18 protein-coding genes are annotated in these 24032 nt (G+C 72.3%); 10 read left to right on the forward strand and 8 right to left on the reverse strand.

All coding sequences use genetic code 11. The annotated features are described in order from the left end of the window. Positions 1 to 104: 104 nt before the first annotated feature. Entirely contained in the window at positions 105 to 1514 is a 1410-nt protein-coding gene (locus ABD350_RS02370) for an OFA family MFS transporter (protein WP_344345927.1), read from the forward strand. Between the two features lie 85 nt (positions 1515 to 1599). On the opposite strand, the gene ABD350_RS02375 is transcribed toward ABD350_RS02370, so the two are convergent. Next, positions 1600 to 2277, reverse strand: coding sequence for a GntR family transcriptional regulator (locus ABD350_RS02375; RefSeq protein ID WP_344345929.1), 678 nt, complete (start codon positions 2275 to 2277; stop codon positions 1600 to 1602). A 136-nt stretch (positions 2278 to 2413) separates the two neighbouring features. Continuing rightward, positions 2414 to 3361: a beta-ketoacyl-ACP synthase III gene (locus ABD350_RS02380; RefSeq protein WP_344345931.1), complete on the reverse strand. Its 948-nt coding sequence runs from the start codon at positions 3359 to 3361 to the stop codon at positions 2414 to 2416. Positions 3362 to 3605: 244 nt separating this feature from the next. Here ABD350_RS02380 and fdhD point away from each other — a divergent pair, with 244 nt between their 5' ends. Continuing rightward, positions 3606 to 4454 carry a formate dehydrogenase accessory sulfurtransferase FdhD gene (fdhD, locus tag ABD350_RS02385; protein ID WP_344345933.1) on the forward strand — a complete coding sequence of 283 codons (849 nt, stop codon included), beginning with the start codon at positions 3606 to 3608 and terminating at the stop codon, positions 4452 to 4454. A 21-nt stretch (positions 4455 to 4475) separates the two neighbouring features. Here fdhD and ABD350_RS02390 read toward each other — a convergent pair whose 3' ends face one another. Then, positions 4476 to 4976, reverse strand: a complete 501-nt coding sequence (locus ABD350_RS02390; protein ID WP_344345935.1) for a MarR family winged helix-turn-helix transcriptional regulator — start codon at positions 4974 to 4976, stop codon at positions 4476 to 4478. 149 nt (positions 4977 to 5125) lie between these two features. Between ABD350_RS02390 and ABD350_RS02395 the strand changes: the two genes are divergently transcribed. Together ABD350_RS02395 and ABD350_RS02400 are read left to right on the forward strand one after the other, a co-directional pair. Beyond that, complete coding sequence (locus tag ABD350_RS02395; protein WP_344345937.1) at positions 5126 to 6043, forward strand: quinone oxidoreductase family protein; 918 nt, start codon at positions 5126 to 5128, stop codon at positions 6041 to 6043. A gap of 111 nt (positions 6044 to 6154) precedes the next feature. Then, entirely contained in the window at positions 6155 to 8023 is a 1869-nt protein-coding gene (locus ABD350_RS02400; RefSeq protein WP_344345939.1) for an exo-alpha-sialidase, read from the forward strand. Here ABD350_RS02400 and ABD350_RS02405 read toward each other — a convergent pair. Then, positions 7973 to 9037: a bile acid:sodium symporter family protein gene (locus tag ABD350_RS02405; RefSeq protein ID WP_344345941.1), complete on the reverse strand. Its 1065-nt coding sequence runs from the start codon at positions 9035 to 9037 to the stop codon at positions 7973 to 7975. The two genes, ABD350_RS02400 and ABD350_RS02405, sit on opposite strands and share 51 nt — an antisense overlap. Before the next feature lie 193 nt (positions 9038 to 9230). On the opposite strand from ABD350_RS02405, the gene ABD350_RS02410 reads away from it, so the two are divergent. Continuing rightward, positions 9231 to 10100: a LysR substrate-binding domain-containing protein gene (locus tag ABD350_RS02410; RefSeq protein WP_344345943.1), complete on the forward strand. Its 870-nt coding sequence runs from the start codon at positions 9231 to 9233 to the stop codon at positions 10098 to 10100. 21 nt (positions 10101 to 10121) lie between these two features. Here ABD350_RS02410 and ABD350_RS02415 read toward each other — a convergent pair whose 3' ends face one another. Further along, positions 10122 to 11099: an Lrp/AsnC family transcriptional regulator gene (locus ABD350_RS02415; RefSeq protein WP_344345945.1), complete on the reverse strand. Its 978-nt coding sequence runs from the start codon at positions 11097 to 11099 to the stop codon at positions 10122 to 10124. A 112-nt stretch (positions 11100 to 11211) separates the two neighbouring features. On the opposite strand from ABD350_RS02415, the gene ABD350_RS02420 reads away from it, so the two are divergent. From ABD350_RS02420 to ABD350_RS02430, 3 genes are all read left to right on the forward strand, one after another. After that, the gene (locus tag ABD350_RS02420) at positions 11212 to 12702 is read left to right on the forward strand and encodes an MFS transporter (RefSeq protein ID WP_344345947.1); all 1491 of its coding nucleotides are present in this window, start codon (positions 11212 to 11214) and stop codon (positions 12700 to 12702) included. A gap of 693 nt (positions 12703 to 13395) precedes the next feature. After that, on the forward strand, positions 13396 to 15222 hold the full coding sequence (locus ABD350_RS02425; RefSeq protein ID WP_344345949.1) for an AMP-dependent synthetase/ligase: 1827 nt from the start codon (positions 13396 to 13398) through the stop codon (positions 15220 to 15222). Positions 15223 to 15349: 127 nt separating this feature from the next. Then, positions 15350 to 16186: an aldo/keto reductase gene (locus ABD350_RS02430; RefSeq protein ID WP_344345951.1), complete on the forward strand. Its 837-nt coding sequence runs from the start codon at positions 15350 to 15352 to the stop codon at positions 16184 to 16186. Positions 16187 to 16229: 43 nt separating this feature from the next. On the opposite strand, the gene ABD350_RS02435 is transcribed toward ABD350_RS02430, so the two are convergent. After that, positions 16230 to 16841 (reverse strand): hypothetical protein, encoded by a 612-nt coding sequence (locus ABD350_RS02435; RefSeq protein ID WP_344345953.1) that lies wholly within the window; start codon positions 16839 to 16841, stop codon positions 16230 to 16232. A 201-nt stretch (positions 16842 to 17042) separates the two neighbouring features. On the opposite strand from ABD350_RS02435, the gene ABD350_RS02440 reads away from it, so the two are divergent. Then, the gene (locus ABD350_RS02440; protein ID WP_344345956.1) at positions 17043 to 17735 is read left to right on the forward strand and encodes a glycoside hydrolase family 75 protein; all 693 of its coding nucleotides are present in this window, start codon (positions 17043 to 17045) and stop codon (positions 17733 to 17735) included. Positions 17736 to 17780: 45 nt separating this feature from the next. On the opposite strand, the gene ABD350_RS02445 is transcribed toward ABD350_RS02440, so the two are convergent. After that, positions 17781 to 18692, reverse strand: coding sequence for a class I SAM-dependent methyltransferase (locus ABD350_RS02445; protein WP_344345958.1), 912 nt, complete (start codon positions 18690 to 18692; stop codon positions 17781 to 17783). A gap of 144 nt (positions 18693 to 18836) precedes the next feature. Beyond that, entirely contained in the window at positions 18837 to 20576 is a 1740-nt protein-coding gene (locus ABD350_RS02450; RefSeq protein ID WP_344345960.1) for a glycoside hydrolase family 6 protein, read from the reverse strand. Positions 20577 to 21113: 537 nt separating this feature from the next. Between ABD350_RS02450 and ABD350_RS02455 the strand changes: the two genes are divergently transcribed. Beyond that, positions 21114 to 24026 carry a glycoside hydrolase family 48 protein gene (locus ABD350_RS02455; RefSeq protein ID WP_344345962.1) on the forward strand — a complete coding sequence of 971 codons (2913 nt, stop codon included), beginning with the start codon at positions 21114 to 21116 and terminating at the stop codon, positions 24024 to 24026. The last annotated feature ends 6 nt before the right edge of the window (positions 24027 to 24032 follow it).

Raw genomic sequence — 24032 nt, forward strand, 5'->3', positions numbered from 1 at the left:
CCACCCGCCTCCCCCCTCTTCACGTACGGCGCCGGGCCCCGCCCCGTGCCCGGCGCACCGTCCGTCCTCCATCCGTTCCCCCACCGGCGAGGAGCTGACCCCACATGACGTCAGATCACATGAAGACACGGCAGACCCCGGCCGGGCCGGGCCGGCCGCGGCACACGTACCGCGAGGTGACCGACGCCCGCGGCCGGGTCTACCGCGTCGGCGAGACGGACCGGGACATCCTCGGTCACTCCCGCAGGCTCATGGTGTACCTCCCCTGGCTCTCCATGATGGCCATCAGCGTCTCGGAGTACGCCTACGGCTCCGCGGAGGACACCCTGTCCGCGGCCCACGGCTGGACCCGGAGCGACACGTTCTGGATCCTGAGCGTCTGGATCTTCTTCCAGGCGGGCGTCGCGTTCCCGGCGGGCTGGCTGCGCGAGCGGGGCCTGCTCACGGCGCGCCGGGCGATGTACCTCGGCGCCGTGATGTGTCTGCTCGGCTTCCTGGCCCTGTCCCACCTGCGCGACGTCCTGCCGGCGATCGTGGGCTTCGGTGTCGTGGGCGGGGTCGGCTCCGGGCTGATCTACGCCACATGCATCAACATGGTCGGCAAGTGGTTCCCGGAGCGGCGCGGGGCGAAGACCGGCTTCGTCAACGGGGGCTTCGCCTACGGCTCGCTGCCCTTCATCTTCGTCTTCAACTACGCGTTCGACACCGGGAATTACGAGCGGGTGCTCGATCTGATCGGCTGCTACGTCCTGGTGGTGGTCGCGGGCTGCGCGTTCTTCTTCCAGGACCCGCCGAAGAACTGGTGGCCGGCCGACGTGGACCCACTGGCGCGCCCGGGGAACGGCACGAGCGCCGCGAGCCTGGCGAAGAATCCGCCGGCGGTGCGCCAGTTCACTCCCGGGGAGGCCGTGCGGACGGGGATGCTGCCGCTGATGTGGGTCATGGTCGTGATGACGGCGGGGGTGTCGATCTTCGGGATCTCCTTCCAGGTCGACTTCGCCAAGGAGGTCGGCTTCGGCCCCCTGGTCGCCGCGTCCTCGATGGGTGTCATGGCCGTCATCAACGGCGTCGGCCGCGCGGTGGTCGGCTGGCTGTCGGACCTGTGGGGCCGCAGGACGACGCTGGTGTTCGTCATCGTGGTGCTCGGGCTCGCCCAGTTCGGCGTCATCTGGGCCGGCGAGCTGAAGAACCAGTGGCTGTTCCTGTTCTTCGCCTTCCTCTCCGGCTTCGGCGGCGGCGCGTTCTACCCGCTGTTCGCGGCGCTGACCCCGGATTACTTCGGCGAGAACTACAACGCCACCAACTACGGCCTGGTGTACAGCGGCAAGCTGATCAGCGGGCTGTTCGGCGGCGGCCTCGGCTCCATGGTGGTCGGTGCCTGGGGCTACGACGGCGCCTACGCGCTGGCCGGCGGGGTCTCGATGGTGGCGGCGGCGCTGGCCCTGCTGCTGCGGCAGCCGGGCCGGGGCGACGCGGACCGGGCACCGGCCCCCGCACCGCGTCCGGCCGCCTGACGGCCCACCGGTCCAACCGGCCGCGCCCTCCCGGTTGTTCCCCCCCCGCCCGTGTCCGGACGGGGGAACACCCGGCGCGTGCCGCTCAGGCGGTCTCGCGCTCGTGGTACGACCGCCGGGTGTGCTCGGTGTGTTCACGCATCAGATGCGTGGCGCGCTGCTCGTCCCGGGCGTCGATGGCGGCGATCAGTTCCCGGTGCTCGACCCAGGACTGGCTGCCGCGCTGCCGGGCCACCGGGGTGTAGTACCAGCGGACCCGCCGGTCCACCTGGGCGGCGAGCCCGGCGAGGACCGTGTTGCCGGCCAGCTCCATCACCTTGCTGTGGAAGGCCGCGTTGAGGGCGACCGCGCGGTCCACGTCCTCGGCCGCCACGGCCTGCTCGCCCTCGGCGCACAGCTCCTTCAGGGCGGCGACGCCGGCGCTGTCCGCGTGCGCGGCGGCCAGCCGGGCCGCTTCCGCCTCCAGCAGGGTGCGGACGGTGAGCAGCTGGTCGGCCTCCTCTTCGGTCGGCTCGTGCACGAACGCGCCCTGGGCGGGCCGCAGATCGACCCAGCCCTCGGTGTTCAGCCGTTGCAGTGCCTCGCGCACGGGCTGCCGGGAGACGCCGAGGTGCCCGGCGAGTTCGCTCTCCACCAGGTGCTGGCCGGGCCGCAGGGCGCGGGTGGTGATGAGTTCCAGCAGCGCCTCGTACACGCGCTCGCGCAGCGGTCCCGGCCGCTCCAGCCTGGGCACCGCCCCTTGCGGCAGTCCGGTCGACAACATCGCGGGCCTCCTGGGCGGGTCTGAACGCGTGGGCGAGGGACAGTCGGTATCGATTGTCTTTCGTCTACAGTCTACGGTGCACAGGATCCCGCCCGCAGCCGCGCGGAAAGGGGAAATCCCGTACGACGGCCGGTCCTCAGGGGCAGCGCACGACCTGCCCGGCGTACGACAGGTTGCCGCCGAACCCGAACAGCAGCACCGGGTCGCCGCTGCGCAGGGCACCCTGTTCGAGCAGCTTGGAGAAGGCGAGCGGGATGCTGGCGGCCGAGGTGTTGCCGGACTCGGTGACATCGCGGGCGATCACCGCGTTCACGGCGCCGAGCTTGTGGGCCAGCGGCTCGATGATCCGCAGATTGGCCTGGTGCAGGACGACCCCGGCGAGTTCCTCGGGGGCCACCCCGGCCTTCTCGCAGGCCTGGCGGGCGATGGCCGGCAGCCGGGTGGTGGCCCAGCGGTAGACGCTCTGGCCCTCCTGCGCGAACCGGGGCGGGGTGCCCTCGATCCGCACGGCGTGCCCCATCGCGGGCACCGACCCCCACAGCACCGGCCCGATGCCGGGTGCGGACCCCGGCGGGCAGGCGGTCAGCACGGCGGCGCCGGCCCCGTCGCCGACCAGGACGCAGGTGCTGCGGTCCGTCCAGTCGGTGACGTCGGACATCTTGTCGGCGCCGATGACCAGCGCGCGGGTGGCGGCGCCGGCTCGCAGGGTGTGGTCGGCGGTGGCGAGCGCGTGGGTGAACCCGGCGCAGACCACGTTGACGTCCAGCACGGCGGGCCCCGGCATGCCGAGCCGGGCCGCTACCCGGGCGGCGGTGTTCGGGGAGCGGTCGATCGCGGTGGAGGTGGCGACGAGGACCAGGTCGATGTCGTCGGGGGTCAGCCCGGCCGCGGCGAGGGCCTTGGCGGCGGCGTGCGCGGCCAGCTCGTCCACCGGCTCGTCGGGGCCCGCGATGCGCCGGGTCCGGATGCCCACCCGGCTGCGGATCCACTCGTCGCTGGTGTCGACCATGGCCGCCAGGTCGTCGTTGGTGAGCACCCGGGCGGGCTGGTAGTGGCCGATGGCGACGATGCGCGAGCCGTTCATGGCGGGAATCCCCTCGTGGCCGTGGGTGGCGGGATCCACCAGTGTGGTCAGTGACCGGCCGGTACGACGGCAGGTGAGGCCACAGGAAACCGGCGCTGCGATTGTCGGCTCCGGTCAGACCGTCGGACGTCCATATAATCCGCGCGCCGCTCATGACCCGCCCCCGCCCGGTCCCCCGCTCCCCATGTGCAGGACAATGGGACGGTCGGCGGCCAGCACGCACAGAACCGGGGCTGATCGGAACATGGGACGAGTCACGGAACGACGCAAGGTCCTGCGCATCCGCGACGGGGCGGTCTCCACCCGGCCGGACACCCTCGTCGCGGAGGAACCGCTGGAGATCCGGCTGAACGGCAAGCCGCTCGCGATCACCATGCGGACCCCGGGCGACGACTTCGATCTGGCGGCCGGCTTCCTGGTGAGCGAGGGGGCCCTGGCCACGGCGGCGGACCTGCGGAACATCGTCTACTGCGCGGGCGCCACGGCGGACGGCTCGAACACCTACAACGTGGTCGACGTGCGCACCGCCCCCGACGTCGCCCTCCCGGACTTCACGCTGGAGCGGAACGTCTACACCACCTCCTCCTGCGGCCTGTGCGGCAAGGCCAGCCTGGACGCCGTCCGGACGACCGCGCGCTGGCCCATCGCCGACACTCCCCCGCTCCGGGTCCCCCCCGAGCTGCTGGCGGACCTCCCCGGCCGGCTGCGGGCGGCCCAGCGGGTGTTCGACCGCACCGGGGGGCTGCACGCGGCGGCCCTGTTCGACGAGGACGGGCAGCTGCTGGACACGCGCGAGGACGTGGGCCGGCACAACGCGGTCGACAAGCTGGTGGGACGGGCGCTGCGGAACGACGCGCTGCCGCTGTCCCGGACGATCCTCATGGTCTCCGGCCGGGCCTCCTTCGAGCTGGCGCAGAAGGCGGTCATGGCGGGCATCCCGGTGCTCGCGGCTGTCTCGGCGCCGTCGTCGCTCGCGGTGGACCTGGCCGTGGAGACCGGCCTGACCCTGGTGGGCTTCCTGCGGGGCACCTCGATGAACGTGTACGCGGGTGAGCACCGCATCGCCCTGCGGGAGCCGGCCACCCACGGCTGACGGGAACGCCGGGCGGCGACGTCAGCCCTCCGAGCCGGAAGCACTGTCACCGCCGGAGACACCGGAGACGGCGGGACTGCCGGAGACGGCGGAGACGCCGGAGATCCGGGTCAGCAGCCGCACGAACTGCTCGCGTTCGCCGGCCGACAGAGGGGCGAGCAGGTCGTCGTTGGCCTCGCGCGCCGCCTTCTCGCAGCGGACGAGGAGCCGGGCGCCCTCGTCGGTGAGGGACACGGCGTTCTTGCGCCGGTCACGGGGGTCGGGGGCGCGCTCGACCAGGCCCGCGGACTGAAGGTCGTTCAGGATGCCGACCACGTCCTTGGGGTCCAGTCCCACGCCTCGGCCGAGGTCGGCCTGCGCGACCGGGGCGAGGTCACGGACGGCGGAGAGCACGACGTGGTGCCACATCTTCAGCCCCTCGGCCGCCAGGGCGCCGGCGACCAGGGCGCGGCCCCGGGCGGCGGCCCGGCCCAGGAGCCAGCTCGGCAGGGAACGGATCGCGGGCAGGGGTGCTTCGGCCATGGCCGCAGCCTAACCGAAGAATCATTGGACTTCCCCACGAACCTCCCTTACCGTTGGACCTCCCAACGAATTCATGGGTATTCCCCACGATCCCAACGAACGGCCTCACGGCCGACGGTGCCGGGGTGCCCGGCCCGAGGAGGTGTGCGATGCGTCGCGTCCGGTACGAGTCCGCCGGCGGCCCCCTGTTCCTGGAGGAGGTGCCCGTCCCGCGGCCCGGCCCCGGCGAACTGCTGGTGCGCTGCGCCGCCGTCGGCCTCACCCTGCCGGTGGTCCGCAAGGTGACCGAGGCCGCCGAGCCGGTGCCGCTGGGCGGGGAGGTCGCGGGCGAGGTGGTGGCGACCGGCCCCGGCGTCTCCCGCTTCCGGACCGGTGACCGGGTGACCGGGCTGTGCTTCGGCCACGGGTACGCCGACTTCGCCGTGGTGCGCGAGGCCATGGCCTCACCGGTGCCGGACGACGCCGGCTTCGTCACCGCGGTCGCACTGGTGCGCAGCGGCCTGGTGGCCTACGGCGCGCTGGAGGCGGCGCGGTTCGCGCCGGGCGAGTCGGTCCTCGTCACGGCGGCGGCGAGCGGTGTCGGGCATCTCGCCGTGCAGCTCGCCCGGGCGCGGGGCGCGGGCCGGGTGGTGGGGGCCGTCTCCGGCGCCGCGAAGGCGGACTTCGTCCGCTCCCTCGGCGCGGACGCCTGCGTGCGGTACGACGACGCCGGCTGGGGCGAGCCCGTCGACTGCGTCCTGGACGCCGTCGGCGGCGAGCTGCTCACCCCGGCCCTGACCGCGCTGGCCCCGCACGGCCGCCTGGTCGCCTACAGCTCGGGCGGCGGCACGATCCAGGCGTACGACCTGCTGGTGGGCGCCAAGTCGGTGACCGGTTTCCAGATGGCGCTGGTCGCCCGCGAGCAGCCGGAGCTGTACGAGCGCTGGCGCCGGGAGCTGTGGCGGCTGCACGCCGAGGGCGTCCTGAAGCCCGCCGTGCACGGGGAGTTCGCCCTGGAGGAGGCGGAGGCGGCGCACCGGGTGATCACCGGCCGGGCCAACCTCGGCAAAGTCGTCCTGCGCCTGTGAGTGCACGCTTCTTGTGGGCCGGGCACCGGCCAACTACCGTCGGTCGGGCGCACGTTGGACGTGGGATGTCCGGATGTCCGCACGTCCGGCCGACGAAGGGCAGGTCGCACCGTGCCGTCATCTCTCCGCGCCCGTCTCGGCTCCGTACTCGCCCTCGTCACCGCCGGGTCGCTCCTGCCGTTCCTGCCCGCCGCCCCGGCCCGCGCCCAGTCCTCGTCAGCGGCACCGGAGTTCGAGCAGCAGGTGCTGTTCAGGGCGGACCGGGACCCCGGCTACGCCTGCTTCCGCATCCCGGCGTTGGTGCGCACGACCGACGGCACCCTGCTGGCGTTCGCCGAGGGCCGCGTCCTCAACTGCGGGGACGCCGCCGACATCGACATCGTGCTCAAGCGCTCCACCGACGGCGGACGCACCTGGGGGCCGCTCCGGGTCGTCACCGAGGGCGCCGGTGACACCCACGGCAACCCGGCGCCGGTCGTGGACCGGGACACCGGCCGGATCTGGCTCGCGGAGACCTACAACACGGGCCGTACCGACAGTGCCGGTTGCCAAGTCCCCTGCGACCGCAACCCGCACCTGCAGTACAGCGACGACGACGGCGATACCTGGTCCGCGCCGCGCGATCTGAGCCCCGAGATCCTGCCCGCCGACTGGAACTCCTGGTACGCCACCGGGCCCGTGCACGGCATCCAGCTCACTCGCGGCCGGCACGCGGGACGCCTGGTGTTCGGCGTCAACACCGAGACGTGGGACGGCACCCGGGTCACCGCCAACCATGCGGCGCTGATCGTCAGCGACGACCACGGCGGCCACTGGCGGATCGGCGCCACCGACACCTGGCCCATCGCCGCCGACGGCACCTTCCGGCAGAAGCCCTCCGAACTCACCCTCGCCGAGCGGGGCGACGGCTCGGTCCTCGTCAGCGGGCGGGAGCAGGACGGCACCGACCTCGGCCACCGCACCCAGGCCGTCAGCCGGGACGGCGGCACCTCCTTCACCGGGCCCTTCCGCGCCCTGCCGGACCTGTACACCCCGCAGGTGCAGGGCTCGATGCTGCTGCTCGGCGACCGCCTGCTGCTCGCCTGCCCCGGCGACCCCGACCGGCGCCGCACCATGATGCTCCGCTCCTCCTGGGACGGCGGGCGGACCTGGGACGCCGTGGACCGGGGCACGGTCGTCACCACGGACTGGTCCGGCTACTCGGACCTGGTGCGCATCGGCTCCGCCGGGGTCGGCCTGCTGTACGAGGGCGGGGCGGTGGACGCCCGGGACGAGATCCGCTTCGCCCGCTTCACCGAGGACCGGCTCGCCCCGCGCCGCGGCCCCGACCCGGTCACCCCCGACCTCGCCCGGCACGCCCGCCCGGCGGCGGTGCTCGGCGACCCGGAGCGGACCGACGGTGTGTCGGGGGGCGCGCTGGGGTTCGACGGCGCGGGCGACGCGGTCCGGCTGCCGTACCGCGCCGGGCTCCCCCTCGGCGCGAAGGACTTCACGGTGTCGCTGTGGTTCCGGTACGCGGCGACGGCCGGCGAGCAGCCGCTGCTGTGGATGGGCGGGACCGGCACCAACCAGCCGCAGGTGTGGCTGCGCGGGGAGCCCGCGAGCAACAGGGTGCAGGCGCTGATCACCGTGCGGAACGGGGCCGGTGCGCCGCAGTCCGCGTCCGTGCGGACCTCGACCGCCTACAACGACGGCCGGTGGCACCACGCCGTGCTCCGCCGGGGCGGCGGGCTGCTGTCGCTGTCCGTCGACGGCACGGTCGTCTCCACTGCGGACAAGCCGGGCTCGGTCAGCCGTAACTCGCCCTTCGGCGTGCACCTCGGTCAGCGCGTGGACGGCCGTGCCTTCCTCACCGGCGCGCTGGACGAGGTGCGGGTGTGGGACAGGGCGCTGGGCGACGGGGAACCGACGGACCGGGAGGTGCCGCGGTCAGCGCAGGACACGGTTGCCTGGCTGCCCCTGGACCGGGTCCGCGGCTGACCCCTCGGACGCGTTCCCCTCCCGCGTGGACGTGTCCTCGGCCGCCTCCGGGTCGCGGGAGCGGCGCTTGGCGATGACCGCGCACACCATCAGCTGCATCTGGTGGAAGAGCATCAGCGGCAGGACGGCCAGGGAGGCCTGGCTGCCGAACAGGACGCTCGCCATCGGCAGCCCGGAGGCGAGGGACTTCTTCGACCCGGCGAACTGCACGGCGATCCGGTCCGCCCGGCCGAAACCGAGCGCCTTGGCGCCGTACCAGGTCAAGGCGAGCATCACCGCCAGCAGAACGGCCTCCACACCGAGCAGCGCGGCCAGCCGCAGCGGGCTGACCTGGTGCCAGATGCCCTGGTTCATGCCCTCGCTGAACGCGGTGTAGACGACCAGCAGGATGGAGCCGCGGTCGACCAGGCCGAGGACCTTCTTGTGCCGGGTGACGAAGGTTCCGATCCAGCGCCGCAGCAGCTGCCCGGCGAGGAACGGCACCAGCAGCTGGAGCACGATCTTCACCAGCGAGTCCGTGGAGAACCCGACCGCGTCGCCGCCGAGCAGTCCCGCCGCGAGCAGCGGGGTGAGGACGATGCCGGCGAGGGAGGAGAAGGACCCGGCGCAGATGGCCGCGGGGACGTTGCCGCGGGCGATGGAGGTGAAGGCGATGGACGACTGGATGGTGGACGGCACCAGCGTCAGGAACAGCAGGCCCTGGTAGAGCGGCTGGGTCAGCAGGACCGGCACCAGGCCCCGGGCGGCCAGTCCGAACACCGGGAAGACGACGAAGGTGCAGACCAGCACCGTCAGATGCAGCCGCCAGTGGCGCAGTCCGTCCAGCGCCTCGCCGGTGGACAGCCGGGCGCCGTAGAGGAAGAAGAGGAAGGCGATGGCGGCCGTGGAGGCGCCCGAGGTCACGTCGGCGGCGGTGCCGCGGGCCGGGAGGAGGGCGGCGAGCCCCACCGTCCCGAGCAGCAGCACGATGTACGGGTCGATCGGCAGCCAACTGGGCCGGCGCAGGCGTGTCACGGTGCTCCGATTGCTGTGTGTCGTAGTGCTGTATGTCGTGGTGCTGTATGTGGTGGTGCTGTGTGTCGTGGTGCGCTGTGTGTCCGGGGTCGCAGGGCCCCTCTCCATCGTCCTCCTGACGTGGCCGATCGGGAATCCGGTATACCGCTCTGACTGTCATCGCGTTCCGTGATGACCGCGCTAGGCTCGGGGTGTGTACGAGCCGACGCACCTGCGCACCTTCCTGGCGGTCGCCCAGACGCTGAGCTTCACCCAGGCCGCCCGGCGGCTGGGGCTGCGCCAGTCCACCGCGAGCCAGCATGTGCGGCGGCTGGAGGAGACCGCCGGGCGGCAGCTGTTCTCCCGGGACACCCACTCGGTGGAACTGACCGAGGACGGCGAGGCGATGCTGGGGTTCGCCCGCCGCATCCTGGAGGTGCACGAGCAGGCGACGGCGTTCTTCTCCGGCACGCGCGTGCGGGGCCGACTGCGCTTCGGCGCCTCGGAGGACTTCGTGCTGACCCGGCTGCCGGAGATCCTGGAGGGCTTCCGCTACGACCATCCGGAAGTCGACCTGGAGCTGACGGTGGAGCTGTCCGGCACCCTGTACGAACGGCTGGCCGCGGGCAAGCTCGACCTGGTGCTGGCCAAGCGGCGCCCCGAGGACCCGCGCGGTGAGCTGGTGTGGCGCGACGACCTGGTGTGGATCGGCGCCGAGCGGCTGCGGCTGGAGGCGGACCGGCCCGTTCCGCTGATCGTCTATCCGCCGCCGGGCCTCACCCGGGCCCGCGCGCTTCAGGTGCTGGAGCGGCAGGGCCGGCCGTGGCGGATCGTGTGCACGAGCGGCAGCCTCAACGGGCTGATCGCGGCGGCCCGGGCCGGGCTCGGCGTGATGGCCCACTCCCGGCGGCTGATCCCGCCGGGCCTGTTCCGGCTGCCCGACCGGGCGGGCCTGCCCGACCTGGGCAAGGTCGACTTCGTCCTGGTGCACGGTCGCCGCCGGGGCCCGGCCGGGGACGCCGCGGACGCGCTGGCGGCGGCGGTACTGGCGGGCGGCGAGCGGCTGCGGCGCAGCGGCGGCTGACCCCCGCGGCCTGCCGGGGCGTCATCGCGCCGGGCGGTAGGTCAGCTGCTTGACCCCGCGCAGGATGGGCGTCACCTCCACGTGCTGCACCCCCTCCAGGTGGCCCAGGGGGCCGCTGAGATAGGCGTACAGGGCGGCGGTGTCGCGGACGACGACGGTCACCACGATCTGGGAGGGGCCGGCGGTGGCGGAGGCGAACGCGACCTCGTCGTGACCGGCGAGGGTCCGGCCGACGGAGTCCAGGGCACCCGGGGAGGTGGTGATCCACAGCATGGCCGTCTTGGGGAAGCCGAGGGCCGCGGTGTCGTACTCGGCGTCGACGTACACCGCGCCGGAGGCGATCAGGGCGGACAGCCGGCGTCGGAGCGCGGACTCGGAGCGGCCGGTGGCGCGCTGGAGTTCGGGGTAGCCGGCGCGGCCGTCCCGTTCCAGGACGGCGAGCAGCGGGGCGTCCTCGGGCTCCAGCCGAACCGGGCCCGGCTCGGGCAGGTCGGGGCGGAGCGCGGCGGTCTGCTCCGCGTCGAGCGCCCGGAACCTGGGCAGCCAGCCGACCGGACCGCCGTAGAAGCGGTGCAGGAGCTGCTGGGCGCGGATCTCGACGACGCTGGGGGTGCGGGGCAGCTTGCCGAGCAGCAGGTCGTCGTGGTCGCCGGGGCTGCGCGGCCGGGTGATGCAGGCGATCTCGGTGCCGCCGGAGCACAGCCCGATCCAGTAGGTGTCGGGGCGCCGGGCGAGGGCGTCGGCGATGACGGCGGCGCCGTCGGGGGCGCAGCGCAGCCGCAGCATCCACTGGTCCTCGCCGAGGCGCACGGCGTCCCGCAGCACGACGACCCGCAGCCCGGCCTCGGCGCACAGGCGACGGTAGCGGCGGGCGATGGTGCGGTCGGAGACGCCGAGCACGGCGGCGATCCGGCTGAAGGGGGCCCGGCCGTCGATCTCCAGCGCGGAGAGCAACTGGAGGTCCAGCAGATCGAAGGCGTCGGATTCCATCCGCAGCATGCTCTCCCCCGTCGGATTCCGTCGCGCCCGGCCCGGTGGGACGTCCGATCGGCCGTCGTCGGGACATCGTACGCGGCGGTAGACCGCACGTTCGATCAGGGAGTTGAGGAGATTGCGGAGCTGGGGGACGCTCACGGCCATATGCCTGGGCACGTTCATGCTGTTGCTGGACGTGACCATCGTGGTGGTGGCGCTGCCGGACATGACGAGGTCGCTGCACGCCTCGCTGGGCGATCTGCAGTGGGTCGTCGACGGGTACGCGCTGGCGCTGGCCGCGCTGCTGCTCGGGGCGGGGGCGGCGGCCGACATCCTGGGCCGGCGCCGGGTGCACGTGGCGGGCGTGGTGCTGTTCGCGCTGGCCAGCCTGTTGTGCGGGCTGGCCGCGGATCCGGGCCTGCTGGTGGCGGCGCGGGCGTTGCAGGGGATCGGCGGGGCGGCGATGTTCGCGACGACGCTGCCGCTGCTGGGCTCGGTCTACCAGGGCCGGCAGCGCTCGGCCGCGCTCGGGGTGTGGGGCGCGGTCAGCGGCGGGGCCGCGGCGATCGGCCCGGTGCTGGGCGGACTGATCACCGAGGGTCCCGGCTGGCGCTGGATCTTCTTCGTGAACCTGCCGGTGAGCGTGGTGGCGATGTGGCTGACGCTGCGGACGGTCCCGGAGTCGCGCGGGCCGCGCGGCATGCGTGTCGACTGGGCGGGGACGGCGGCCTTCGCGGTGTTCGCGGGCGGGGCGACGTACGCCGTGGTGCGGGCCGGCGAGGACGGCTGGACGGCGCCCGCGACGCTGACCGCGTTCGCCGTGGCCGCGCTGGCCGTGGTGGTGTTCGCGCTGGTGGAGCGGCGGGTGGCGCATCCGCTGCTGGATCCGGCGCTGCTGCGCCGGCCGGCGTTCGTCGGCACGATGCTGGGCGCGTTCGCCTTCAACGGGGTCGCCTTCGGTGCCGTTCCGTATCTGTCGATATGGATGCAGACGCTGCTCGGGATGTCGCCGGTGCGCGGTGGGCTGACGCTGCTGCCGATGACCGTGATGTCGATGGTGGTGGCGGTACTGGTGGGCCGGCTGCTGCACGGTGTGCCGGCGTGGCTGACGGTGGGCGGCGGGCTGCTGCTGATCGGCGCGGGCACCCTGTGCCAGGCGGTGCTGGGCGCGGGCTCGGACTGGACGGCGCTGGTGCCGGGGTTCGTCCTGGTCGGGGCCGGTACCGGGTTCGTGGCGCCGACGGTGGCCGGGGCGGCGCTGGCCTCGGTGCCGGCCGAGCGGGCCGGGATGGCGGGGGGCGCGGTGAACACCGTCCGGCAGCTCGGGTACGCGCTCGGGGTGGCCGTCTTCGGCACCGTTCTCACCTCGCGGATGTCCGGCCGGCTCCCGGAGGACGCGGCGCAGGCGCTGGCCGGCGGGGGTGCCGGGGCGCTGCTGCGCGGCGGGGTACCGGAACACTCCCTGCGGGCCGCGTTCGCCACGGGGCTGAACGGCGCCCTGGTGGTGGCGGGCGTGGCCGGGCTGGTGGCGGGCGCCCTGGTGATGGCGCTGGTACGGCTGGGCCGGCCGACACCCGCCCCGGCCCCCGCAACGGCCCCCGAGAAGGCGATGGCAACACGCGACTAGCGACGCGGGCGGCTCCGCCGGTCCAGGGCGGAAGCGGACGAACGGCACACCGGCGGCGGCTGCGCCGGTACGCCACGCGAGGCACGAACGGCACACCGGCGGCTGCGCCGGTACGCCACACCCATGGGGCGGTCTCGGAACGAGGGTTCCGGGGCCGCCCCGCGCGGTGTGTGCCCGTCGCCGGGACGGCCGAGCCGAGCCTGGTCACGCACTGACCGCCTGGCGCGTGTGTGCGCGCCACGCACCCGCCTTTGGTGCATACGCCGTCCGACCGCCGACCCCCCACACATATGTGCCACCCGCGAAGCACGTGCCATCCGCTGCCGACCGCCCCGCGCGCGTGCCGCCGTACACCCGCCCCTGGAGCACACGCCGTCCGCGCGGAGGGGACGCGCCGGCTTCCTCCGCCGCCGCCCGCACGGGCCGTCGGCCGGCCCGTGCGGGCGCTTTTCGGCCGCCGTAATCGGGGCGTACAGATTCGGTGGAGATTACGGTACCGAAACTTACGGTGCCGTCGGTATTGTGTCCGGCCCTTCCCCATGTGCGGGCATTTCCCGGTGACCGTTCGGGCGGAACGCATGGTTTGTCCGGCTCCCGGTGCCCTCCCGCCCACGGACCGTGTGAGGTAGCTTTCACGGCGCTGTTGCGGTGCGTGGACCAACGTCACCGAGACGCGAGAAACGGGGAGCGAGGTTGCGCGAGTTCACCAACCCTCCGCTGGTGTCGCCACCGCCGGCGGGCGGTCTGGCCGACATCGTCTTCGAGCACGCCCTGACCGATCCACAGCACATCGCGCTCGGCCGCAAGGACGCCGCCGGGCAGTGGCGGGACGTGACCGCCGCCGAGTTCCGCGACGAGGTGATGGCCCTCGCCAAGGGCCTGCTGGCCGGCGGCATCCGGTTCGGCGACCGCGTCGCGATCATGTCCCGTACCCGCTACGAGTGGACCCTCTTCGACTTCGCCCTGTGGACCATCGGCGCCCAGGTGGTGCCCGTCTACCCCACCTCCTCGGCCGAGCAGTGCCTGTGGATGCTCCACGACGCGGAGGTGACCGCGGCGGTCGTGGAGCACGAGGACCACGCGATGACCGTCGCCACCGTCATCGACCGGCTGCCGCGGCTGCGCCGGCTGTGGCAGCTGGACGCCGGCTGTGTGCAGGAGCTGTACGACGCCGGGGCGCACCTGGACGACGAGGTGGTGCACCGGCACCGGCAGGCGGTCACCCCGGACTCGGTCGCCACCGTCATCTACACCTCCGGCACCACGGGCCGCCCCAAGGGCTGTCTGCTGTCCCACGGCAACTTCATGTGCGAGGCGGACACCGTGCTGCGCGGGTGGGAGCCGGTGTTCCACTCCAGGAAGGGCGACGAGGCGTCCACGCTGCTGTTCCTGCCGCTGGCGCACGTCTTCGGGCGGATGGTGGAGGTCGCCGCGATCCGCGGCCGGGTCCGCTTCGGGCACCAGCCGCAGCTGCACGCCGCCGCCCTTCTGCCCGACCTGGCAGCGTTCCGGCCGACGTTCATCCTGGCGGTGCCGTACATCTTCGAGAAGGTGTTCCACGCGGCCCGCCGCAAGGCCGAGCGGGAGGGCAGGTCGGGGCCGTTCGAGAAGGCCGTCGACATCGCCGTGAAGTACGCGGAGGCGGTGGAGGCCAAGGCGTGGGGCACCGGGCCGGGACCGTCGGCGGGGCTGCGGATGCAGCACCAGCTGTTCGACAAGCTGGTGTACGCCAAGGTCCGCGCCGCGATGGGCGGACGGATCCGCAACGCGATGTCCGGCGGATCGGCGATGGACCGCCGGCTGGGGCTGTTCTTCGCGGGCGCGGGCGTGCAGATCTACGAGGGCTACGGCCTGACCGAGTCGACGGCCGCCGCGACCGCGAACCCGCCCGGGCGCACCCGCTACGGCACCGTGGGCCCGCCCGTCCCGGGCGTGACCGTGCACATCGCCGACGACGGGGAGATCTGGCTGCGCGGCGGCACCGTCTTCCAGGGCTACCTCAACAACCGGAAGGCCACCGACGAGACCCTGCACGAGGGCTGGCTGGCCACCGGTGACCTGGGCGCGCTGGACGAGGACGGCTACCTGACCATCACCGGCCGCAAGAAGGAGATCCTGGTGACCTCCGGCGGCAAGAGCGTCTCCCCGGGCGTGCTGGAGGAGCGGGTCCGTGAGCATCCGCTGGTCAGCCAGTGCATCGTGGTGGGCAACGACCGCCCCTTCATCGCCGCCCTGGTCACGCTGGACCAGGAGGCGGTCGAGCACTGGCTCCAGATGCGCGGCAAGCCGAGGATGGCCCCGGCCGAGCTGGTGCGCGACGCGGACCTGGAGGCGGAGGTGCGGCGCGCGGTGGTGGCCGCCAACACGCTGGTCTCGCAGGCGGAGTCGATCCGCACCTTCCGCATCCTGGCCCGGCCGTTCACCGAGGAGCACGGCCTGCTGACGCCGTCGTTGAAGCTGAAGCGGAAGGCGATCGAGAAGGCGTACGCGAACGAGGTGGAGGCGCTCTACCGCGCCTGACGCCCGGCCGCGCGGCACCTTTGCGGACCGGCGGCCGGGGTGATCGGCGTGGTCAGGAATGCGAAACGGCCCGTGATCGTTGACCATGGGAGTAACACCTGTCGACAACCGAAGGACCAAGAGGCTCGTGAGCAGCAACGTCCCCCCGATCATCCTCAACAACGGCGTCGAGATGCCCCAGCTGGGATACGGCGTCTGGCAGGTGCCGGACGACGAGGCCGAGCGAGCCGTCGCCACGGCGCTGGAGTCCGGTTACCGCAGCATCGACACCGCCGCGATCTACGGCAACGAGGAGGGCACCGGCAAGGCCATCGCCGCCTCCGGCCTGCCCCGCGACGAGATCTTCGTCACCACCAAGGTCTGGAACAGCGACCATGGCTACGACGCCACGCTGCGCGCCTTCGACGCGTCGCTGGCGAAGCTGGGGCTCGACTACGTCGACCTGTACCTGATCCACTGGCCGCTGCCGTCCCGGGACACGTACGTCGACACCTACAAGGCGTTCGAGAAGCTGTACTCCGACAAGCGGGTGCGTGCCATCGGTGTCTCCAACTTCCTGCCCGAGCACCTGCGGCGGCTGACCCAGGAGACGTCGGTCATCCCGGCGGTCAACCAGATCGAGCTGCACCCGCACCTCCAGCAGCGCGAGTCGCGCGCCCTGCACGCGGAGCTGGGCATCGCCACCGAGGCCTGGTCGCCGCTCGGCCAGGGCAAGGGCCTGCTGGAGGTGCCCGCGATCGTGGCGATCGCGCGCAAGCACAACCGCACCCCGGCCCAGGTCGTGCTGCGCTGGCACCTCCAGCTGGGCAACATCGTGATCCCGAAGTCCGTGACGCCGTCCCGGATCAAGGAGAACATCGCGGTGTTCGACTTCAGCCTGGACGACGAGGACCTCGCGGCGATCAGCGCGCTCAACGAGGACCGGCGGCTCGGCCCCGACCCGGCCGCCTTCGACATGGCCTGACCACCGGGCCGGCCGCGCCGCCCGGCGCCACCGGCCGGGCGGCTCAGTCGGGGCGCACGTCGGCGTAGACGACCTCGAACTCCTCCAGGCCGGTCACGTCGACGTGCGCCTTGGCCGACGCCTCGTGGCGCGCGCCGGCCATGGCCGCCCGGGAGGCGGCCAGCGCGGCGCGGTCGGTGAACAGGGCGCCGGCCACCGCCCGTCCCCGCTCCCGGTCGAGCAGCAGGGAGGCCCGGCACAGTCCCGGCAGCGCCTCGGCCCGCGGCACCACCGTGGCCCGGAAGGCGTCGACGACCAGATCCGCGTCGCGCGGGTCGAACTCCAGCCGGGCGGCGCGCAGTCCGCCGCCCTGCCGGGGGTGTTCGATCTGATGGAACACCGCGGCCTCGTAGTTGGCGACCGACACCGTGCCGGCGAAGGGCTCCAGCAGCGCCTCGCGCCGCTCGCGCATGACCTCGTCGCTGTTGTGCCGCGCCTCCTCGGTCTCCCACCAGCTCACCGTGAGGAGCTTGCCGAGTCCGCGGTCCACGAAGATGCCCGCGCCCCGGTATCCCGGGCGTTCCTCCAGCAGGTCCCGCCCCTCGCTGTTCAGCGACCGCACGGCCGTGTCCAGCAGTGCGGGATCACCGGTCGCGTACACCGCGCGTACGAACATGACACTCGCCTCCGCAAACGGCGACTGCGGATCAGCCGGACATCCGAGCGGTGCCCGACTCCACCAGTCTCTCCACCGACCGCAATCACCGCAATGCGCACGGGTTTCAGCCGTTCGCAACCCGAGGGTTGACGGGGGCATGCCGCCCGGGCACGGTGGACCCATCCGGTAAGGAAACTTTCCTAACAGAAGGGTCCCGCCGTGCGTCTCCGAACCCTCACCCTCGCCGCGGCCTCCGGCACCGCCCTGCTCGCCGCCGGTCTGCTGCCCGCCCACGCCTCCGCCGCCGCTTCGAAGTCCGCCCGAGAAGGCACGGTCAGCGCCGCCGACCTGCTCGCCAAGGTGACGTCCTGTTCGCAGATCTCCACCGGCAAGTACAAGACCGACGAGGAGACCTCGGCCACGGTCCCCGTGTGCGGCAAGAACGGCGCGGTGTTCTGGAAGGCGGACATGGACATCGACTGCGACGGCCAGCGCACGGCCAACTGCAACGAGGACCGCGACCCCTGGTTCCAGGCCGACACCGCCTTCCACCAGTCCGACGGCAAGCCGCTGAACGCGGAGACCCTGCCGTACGTGGTGGTGCCGAGCACCAGCAGCATCTGGAACTACTCGAACGCCGGGATCAAGGGCGGCGGTGTGGTCGCCGTCATCTACGACAACAAGGTCGAGTACGCCGTCGTCGGCGACACCGGCCCCTCGAAGATCATCGGCGAGGCGTCGTACGCCACCGCCAAGGCACTCGGCATCGACCCGGACCCGGAGACCGGCGGCGCGGACTCGGGGGTGACCTACATCCTGTTCAAGAACTCCAAGGTCTCCCCCATCGAGAGCCACAGCGCCGCGGTCTCCCTCGGAGACCAGCTGGCCAAGCAGTTCCTGGCCGCCAACTGACGCCCGCCGCCCGCACGTGGCGGGCGCTCCCCGTCGAGTGCGGGATCAGCCCCGGCGGACGGCGGTGTGCACGGTGTACGCGCCGAGCACGAACACGTCCGGGCGTACGTGCACGCTCGCCGGGTCGGACGGGTCCAGGAGCCGGTCGAGGGTGGCGCGGTCGTCGGCGTCCAGCGCGTCGCCGACGCCCTCGCGCACCCGGGACAGGTGCGCGGCGACATAGGCGCGGGCGCGGTCGTCGGCCGGGGCGGGCAGGTCGAGCAGGAAGGTGCGGGTGCCGGTGTGCTTCAGGCCGGCCGCGGTCAGCAGGGCGGGCCAGTCCTCGGTCTCGGCGACGGAGCCCGGCAGTTCGGCCCGCATCCGGGCGAACCACTCCTCCTCCAGCGCGTCGAGCCGGGCCTGGAGTCCGGGGCGGCCGATGCCGAGGTCCCGGGGCAGGAAGCGGGAGGGCAGTCCGCCCTCCAGGAGGGCCAGGATGCCGCCGGGGGCCAGATGTCCGGCGAACGCGGTGAGCGCGGCCCGCTGGTCGCCGAGGTGGTGCAGGCTGCGGCTGGCCCACAGCAGGTCGGCCGGGCGGTCCAGGCGGCCGAGCGCCTCGGGCAGTTCACCGGCGACGGTGTCGAAACGGTCGCCGACACCGAGCCGGGCGGCCCGGTCGCGGGCGCGTTCCAGCAGCGGGGCGGTGCCGTCGACGGCGACGACCCGGGCGGTGGGGAACGCCTCGGCGAACAGGCAGGAGACGACGCCGGGGCCGCTGCCCGCGTCCACGACGAGCCCCGGCTCGGTGACGTCCTGCCCGAGCCAGGCCATGGCCTCCCGGTAGACGGGGGCGAACAGCTCCGCCTGCGACTCCAGCAGGGGGGCCAGTTCGTTCCAGTCGATGTCCGTGCCGTGCGCGTGCCCGTGCCCGTGGCCGGTGTGGTGCTGGTGGTGCTGCTCGTGGTGTGCGTGTGCCATGGTGGTCAGCCTCTCGTCCGGTTGCCGTCAGGGTGCGACGGCACACCGGCCGGAGGCCACTTCCGTTGCCGTTCCGGCAAACACGGATGCCGATGCGGACCGCCGGGGCCCGGAGGTCGGGCGGGCCCCGGCGGAGTCACCGCGTTACGGCAGCGGCGGGTAGGCGTTCTGCATCAGCTGCTGGAACTGGGCGGAGAACCAGTGCCCGGCCAGCGGGGAGTTCGGCAGCGCGCCCGAGGGGTTGTTGCCGTTGCGTGCGTTGCCGCCGTAAGTGGGGTCGCACATCCGGTCGAAGCCCTTGCCCTCGTCGTTGTCGATGGCGGAGCTGGCTCCGTCGGACTCCCCCGGCGGCTTGGCCCAGACGTAGGCGTCTATCCCGGCGGCGGGAGCCGCGGTGGGCCGTTCGCCGAGTCCGGCACCGCTCTGGTTGCACCAGTTGCCGACGTGGATGCGCCGGTCGATCCGGCCGCCGTTGACGTAGTTGTCGACCGAGGTCAGCGGGCCGGGGCCGGCGGGCCGGGCGGAGCCTCCCCAGCCGTTGCGGGAGGTGTCGATCAACATGCCGATACCCGAGTTGAACCCGGCCGCGATCAGCTTGTCCCGCAGGCCCTGCGCGTACGACTGCTCGTCCACGTACTGGTTCCAGTCGACCCACTTCGACTGGCGGACGGTCTGGCCGTTCACGCTGTCGGAGACCTTGAAGTAAGGCTCCTTGGTCGGGCTGTAGTTGGCCGTGTTGACGATGAAGCCCGCCACATCGCTCGGGCTGGCGCCGTTGGTCGTGGCGACCTTGTAGAACTCCTGGGCGGTCGGGCCGAGGTTGGTGTCCCAGCCGAGCCAGCCGTGGTGGCCGGCGTCGATGTAGTTGTAGACGTTCGAGAGGTTGCCCAGCTTGTCCAGGGCGTAGCTCACGCCCTTCTCGTAGTTGCCGTTGGCCTTCATGGTCACGCAGGCGTCGGTGGTGGTGTTGGTGCCGCCGGCGTTGGTGACCAGGTTGGGCAGCGAGTCGGGCTCGATGAGGGTGGAGATGCGCAGGCCCGCGTACTTGGGGTCGGCCAGGATCGAGGCGATGACGTCGATGTACTGCGTCTTGTACTTGTCGATCTCCGTGGGGCCGAGTTCGCCGTTGGAGGCGAGGGCGGCGCAGTCGCGGCCGGGGAGGTCGTAGATGACCAGCTGGACGACCAGTTCGCCGGAGCCCTTCTGCTTCAGGGCCTCGTCCAGGTGGGCGCGCAGGCCCATGCCGCCGTTGACGCCGTTGATGGCCGCGATGCGGTCCAGCCAGACGAACGTGGGCTGGTTGGAGACCCGGCTGCCACCCGGCTCGGCGGCGGCCAGCCTCGACCACTCGGGGTTCACGTACACCTTGGCGCCCGTGTACGGGTTGTCGACCCGGCCGGCGCCGCCCCCGCCGTTGTCGCCCCCGCCGCCGTTGTCCCCGCCCCCGCCGTTGTCCCCGCCGCCGCTGTCGACGTTGCAGGTGACGCCGTCGAGGGTGAACGTCGCGGGCACCGCGTTGGTGCCGCTGTAGGTCCCCTGGAACCCGAAGCTGACCGAGCCACCCGTGGCCAGCGTGCCGTTGTAGCTCTCGTTGGCGGCGGTGACCGTGGCGCCGCTCTGGCTGAGCTTGGCGTTCCAGCCGCTGGTGACCTTCTGGTCGCCGGCGTACGACCACTTCAGCGACCAACCGGACTTGGCGGGGGCGTTGTTGGTGAGGGTCACGGCGGCGGTGAAGCCGGTGCTCCACTGGTTCTGCACTTTGTAGTCCACGGTGCAGGGGACGGCGGCGGCAGCGGCGGAGGCCGACTGCATGCCCAGTGCCGTCCCGGAGGCCCCGGCGACCAGCGCCAGGGCGGCGAGCAGTGATGTTCTGGTACGACTCATGAGTGCGGGTGTCCTTCGGTGTGATGTCGTGCCGTGTCGTGCCGTGTCGGGAACTACGGGGTGACGACGCGCAGGCGGCCGCGCGGCCCGGCGCCGTACGCGGTGGGTGTGCCGCCGTGGGCGCAGGGGTGGCGGGCGGCGGGAAGACCGCCCGCCGGGTCGCCGGATTCGCGGGTGTGCCACGGCCCGGGGCCGTCGCGGTGCGCCGCCCCGCCGACGCGTCCGGGCAGACGGCGGCCGGTGACGGCTGAGGGTAGGGAAAACGGGGGGTGGCGCATGAGCGAGTCCTCGCGGTGTGGCGCGCCCTGACGGACACGTCGACGGGATGGAATCGCTCCCACTGGTGCGAAGGAAGGTAGCGCCAACCGGCCGGAAAGCCCAGGGGGTTCGCTTTACTTTTTTACGATCGGGCCCCTCGAATCTTTTCGCCATGTCCAGGTCTTGACCGTGCGTTACCTCGTCTTCACTATGGGAGCGCTCCCACTGGTTCAAGCCTTGACTTCTCCCCGAGCCGCAGCCGCAAGGAGGAACCAGCACATGGATCCCGGACGCAGACGCAGAGCCGTGCGTCGGTTGTGGACCGCGGCGGCCGCCGCGTTAGCCCTGCCGCTGTCGATGCTCGCCACCGGCGCGGAGACCGCCCACGCGGCCGCCGTGCAGTGCAGCGTCGACTACAAGACCAACGACTGGGGCTCGGGCTTCACCGCCGACCTCACGATCACCAACCGCGGTACGGACGCCATCAACGGATGGACGCTGACGTACGCCTACGCGGGCAACCAGAAGCTGACCGGCGGCTGGAACGGGACCTGGTCCCAGTCCGGCCAGTCGGTGACCGTGAAGAACGCCTCGTACAACGGCTCCATCGCCGCGGGCGCCGCCGTCTCCACCGGCGCCCAGTTCACCTACAGCGGCGCCAACACCGCTCCCACCTCCTTCGCCGTCAACGGCACCACCTGTGCCGGCGCCCACCAGCCCCCGGTGACCGTGCTGACCAGCCCGAGCGCGGGCGCGGTCTACACCCAGGGGGCCGCCGTCCCGCTCGCGGCGACCGCGGCGGCGGCCGACAACGCGACCATCGGCAAGGTGGAGTTCTACGACGACACCACGCTGCTGGGCACGGACACCACCGCGCCGTACGCGCTCTCGGTCTCCAGCCTGACCGTGGGCAGTCATTCGCTGGTGGCGAAGGCGTACGACAGCCTGGGCGCGTCCGGCACCTCCACCCCGGTGGGCATCACGGTGGCCTCCGGCCCCGCCGTGGTCGCCTCGCCGACCCAACTGGGTGTCCAGCAGGGCAAGTCGGGCACGTTCTCGGTGAAGCTGTCCACGCAGCCGAGCGCGAACGTCACGGTGAGCACGGCCCGCACGGACGGCAACACCGGCCTGTCCGTCACCGGTGGTTCCTCGCTGACCTTCACCCCGGCGAACTGGAACACCGCGCAGACGGTGACCATCACGGCCGACTCCTCCGGCACCGGCAGCGCGACCTTCACCGCGTCCGCCACCGGCCACGCCAAGGCGACGGTCACGGTCACCGAGCTGCCCGCGGCCAAGGCGTACGACGCCCGCTTCCTGGATCTGTACGGGAAGATCACCAACCCGGCGAACGGCTACTTCTCCCCCGAGGGCGTCCCGTACCACTCGGTGGAGACGCTGATCGTCGAGGCCCCGGACCACGGTCACGAGACCACGTCCGAGGCGTACAGCTATCTGCTGTGGCTCCAGGCGATGTACGGCAAGGTCACCGGCGACTGGTCGAAGTTCAACGGCGCCTGGGAGATCATGGAGAAGTACATGATCCCCACGCACGCCGACCAGCCGACGAACTCCTTCTACAACGCCGCCAAGCCGGCCACCTACGCGCCCGAGCTGGACACCCCGAACGAGTACCCGGCGAAGCTGGACACCTCGGTCTCGGTAGGCTCGGACCCGATCGCCGGCGAACTGAAGAGCGCGTACAACACGGACGACGTCTACGGCATGCACTGGATCCAGGACGTGGACAACGTCTACGGCTACGGCAACGAGCCCGGCAAGTGCGAGGCCGGCCCGACGGCCACCGGACCGTCGTACATCAACACCTTCCAGCGCGGCTCGCAGGAGTCGGTCTGGGAGACGGTCCCGCAGCCGACCTGTGACGCCTTCAAGTACGGCGGCCGCAACGGGTATTTGGACCTGTTCACCGGGGACAGCTCCTACGCCAAGCAGTGGAAGTTCACCAACGCCCCGGACGCCGACTCCCGCGCGGTGCAGGCCGCCTACTGGGCGGATGTGTGGGCCAAGCAGCAGGGCAAGGGCGGTGACGTCTCCGCGACGGTCGCCAAGGCCGCCAAGATGGGCGACTACCTGCGCTACGCGATGTACGACAAGTACTTCAAGAAGATCGGCAACTGCACGAGCACGTCCTGCCCGGCCGGCACCGGCAAGGACGCCTCGCACTACCTGCTGTCCTGGTACTACGCCTGGGGCGGTGCCACCGACACCTCCGCCGGCTGGGCCTGGCGGATCGGCTCCAGCCATGTCCACGGCGGCTACCAGAACCCCCTGGCCGCCTACGCGCTCAGCTCCGTCGCCGACCTGAAGCCCAAGTCGGCCACCGGTGCGAGCGACTGGGGCAAGTCGCTCCAGCGGCAACTGGAGTTCTACCAGTGGCTGCAGTCCTCCGAGGGCGGCATCGCGGGCGGTGCCACCAACAGCTGGGCCGGCCGCTACTCCAGCCCGCCCGCCGGCACCTCCACCTTCTACGGCATGTACTACGACCCGGCGCCCGTCTACCACGACCCGCCGTCCAACCAGTGGTTCGGCTTCCAGGCGTGGTCGATGGAGCGGGTCGCCGAGTACTACCAGCAGACCGGGAACGCCCAGGCCAAGGCGATTCTCGACAAGTGGGTGAAGTGGGCGCTGTCCAAGACCACGGTCAACCCGGACGGCACCTACCGCATCCCCTCCACCCTCCAGTGGTCGGGCCAGCCCGACACCTGGAACGCCGCCAGCCCCGGCTCCAACAGCGGGCTGCACGTCACCGTCGCCGACTACACCGACGACGTCGGCGTGGCCGCCGCCTACGCCAAGACGCTGACGTACTACGCCGCCAAGTCCGGTGACGCGGCGGCCAAGTCCACGGCGAAGGCGCTGCTGGACGGCATGTGGAGCAACTACCAGGACAGCCTCGGCATCGCCGTGCCCGAGACCCGGACCGACTACAGCCGGTTCAACGAGAAGGTGTACGTGCCGAGCGGCTGGACCGGCACCATGCCCAACGGCGACGCGATCAACTCCTCGTCCACGTTCTCCTCGCTGCGGTCCTTCTACAAGAGCGACCCGAACTGGTCGAAGATCGAGGCCTACCTCAAGGGCGGCGCGGCGCCCGTGTTCACGTACCACCGGTTCTGGGCCGAGGCGGACATCGCCCTGGCCATGGGCTCGTACGCGGAGTTGCTCGAATAGTCCCCG

The organism is Streptomyces nogalater, from assembly GCF_039532885.1.
GTDB lineage: Bacteria > Actinomycetota > Actinomycetes > Streptomycetales > Streptomycetaceae > Streptomyces > Streptomyces nogalater.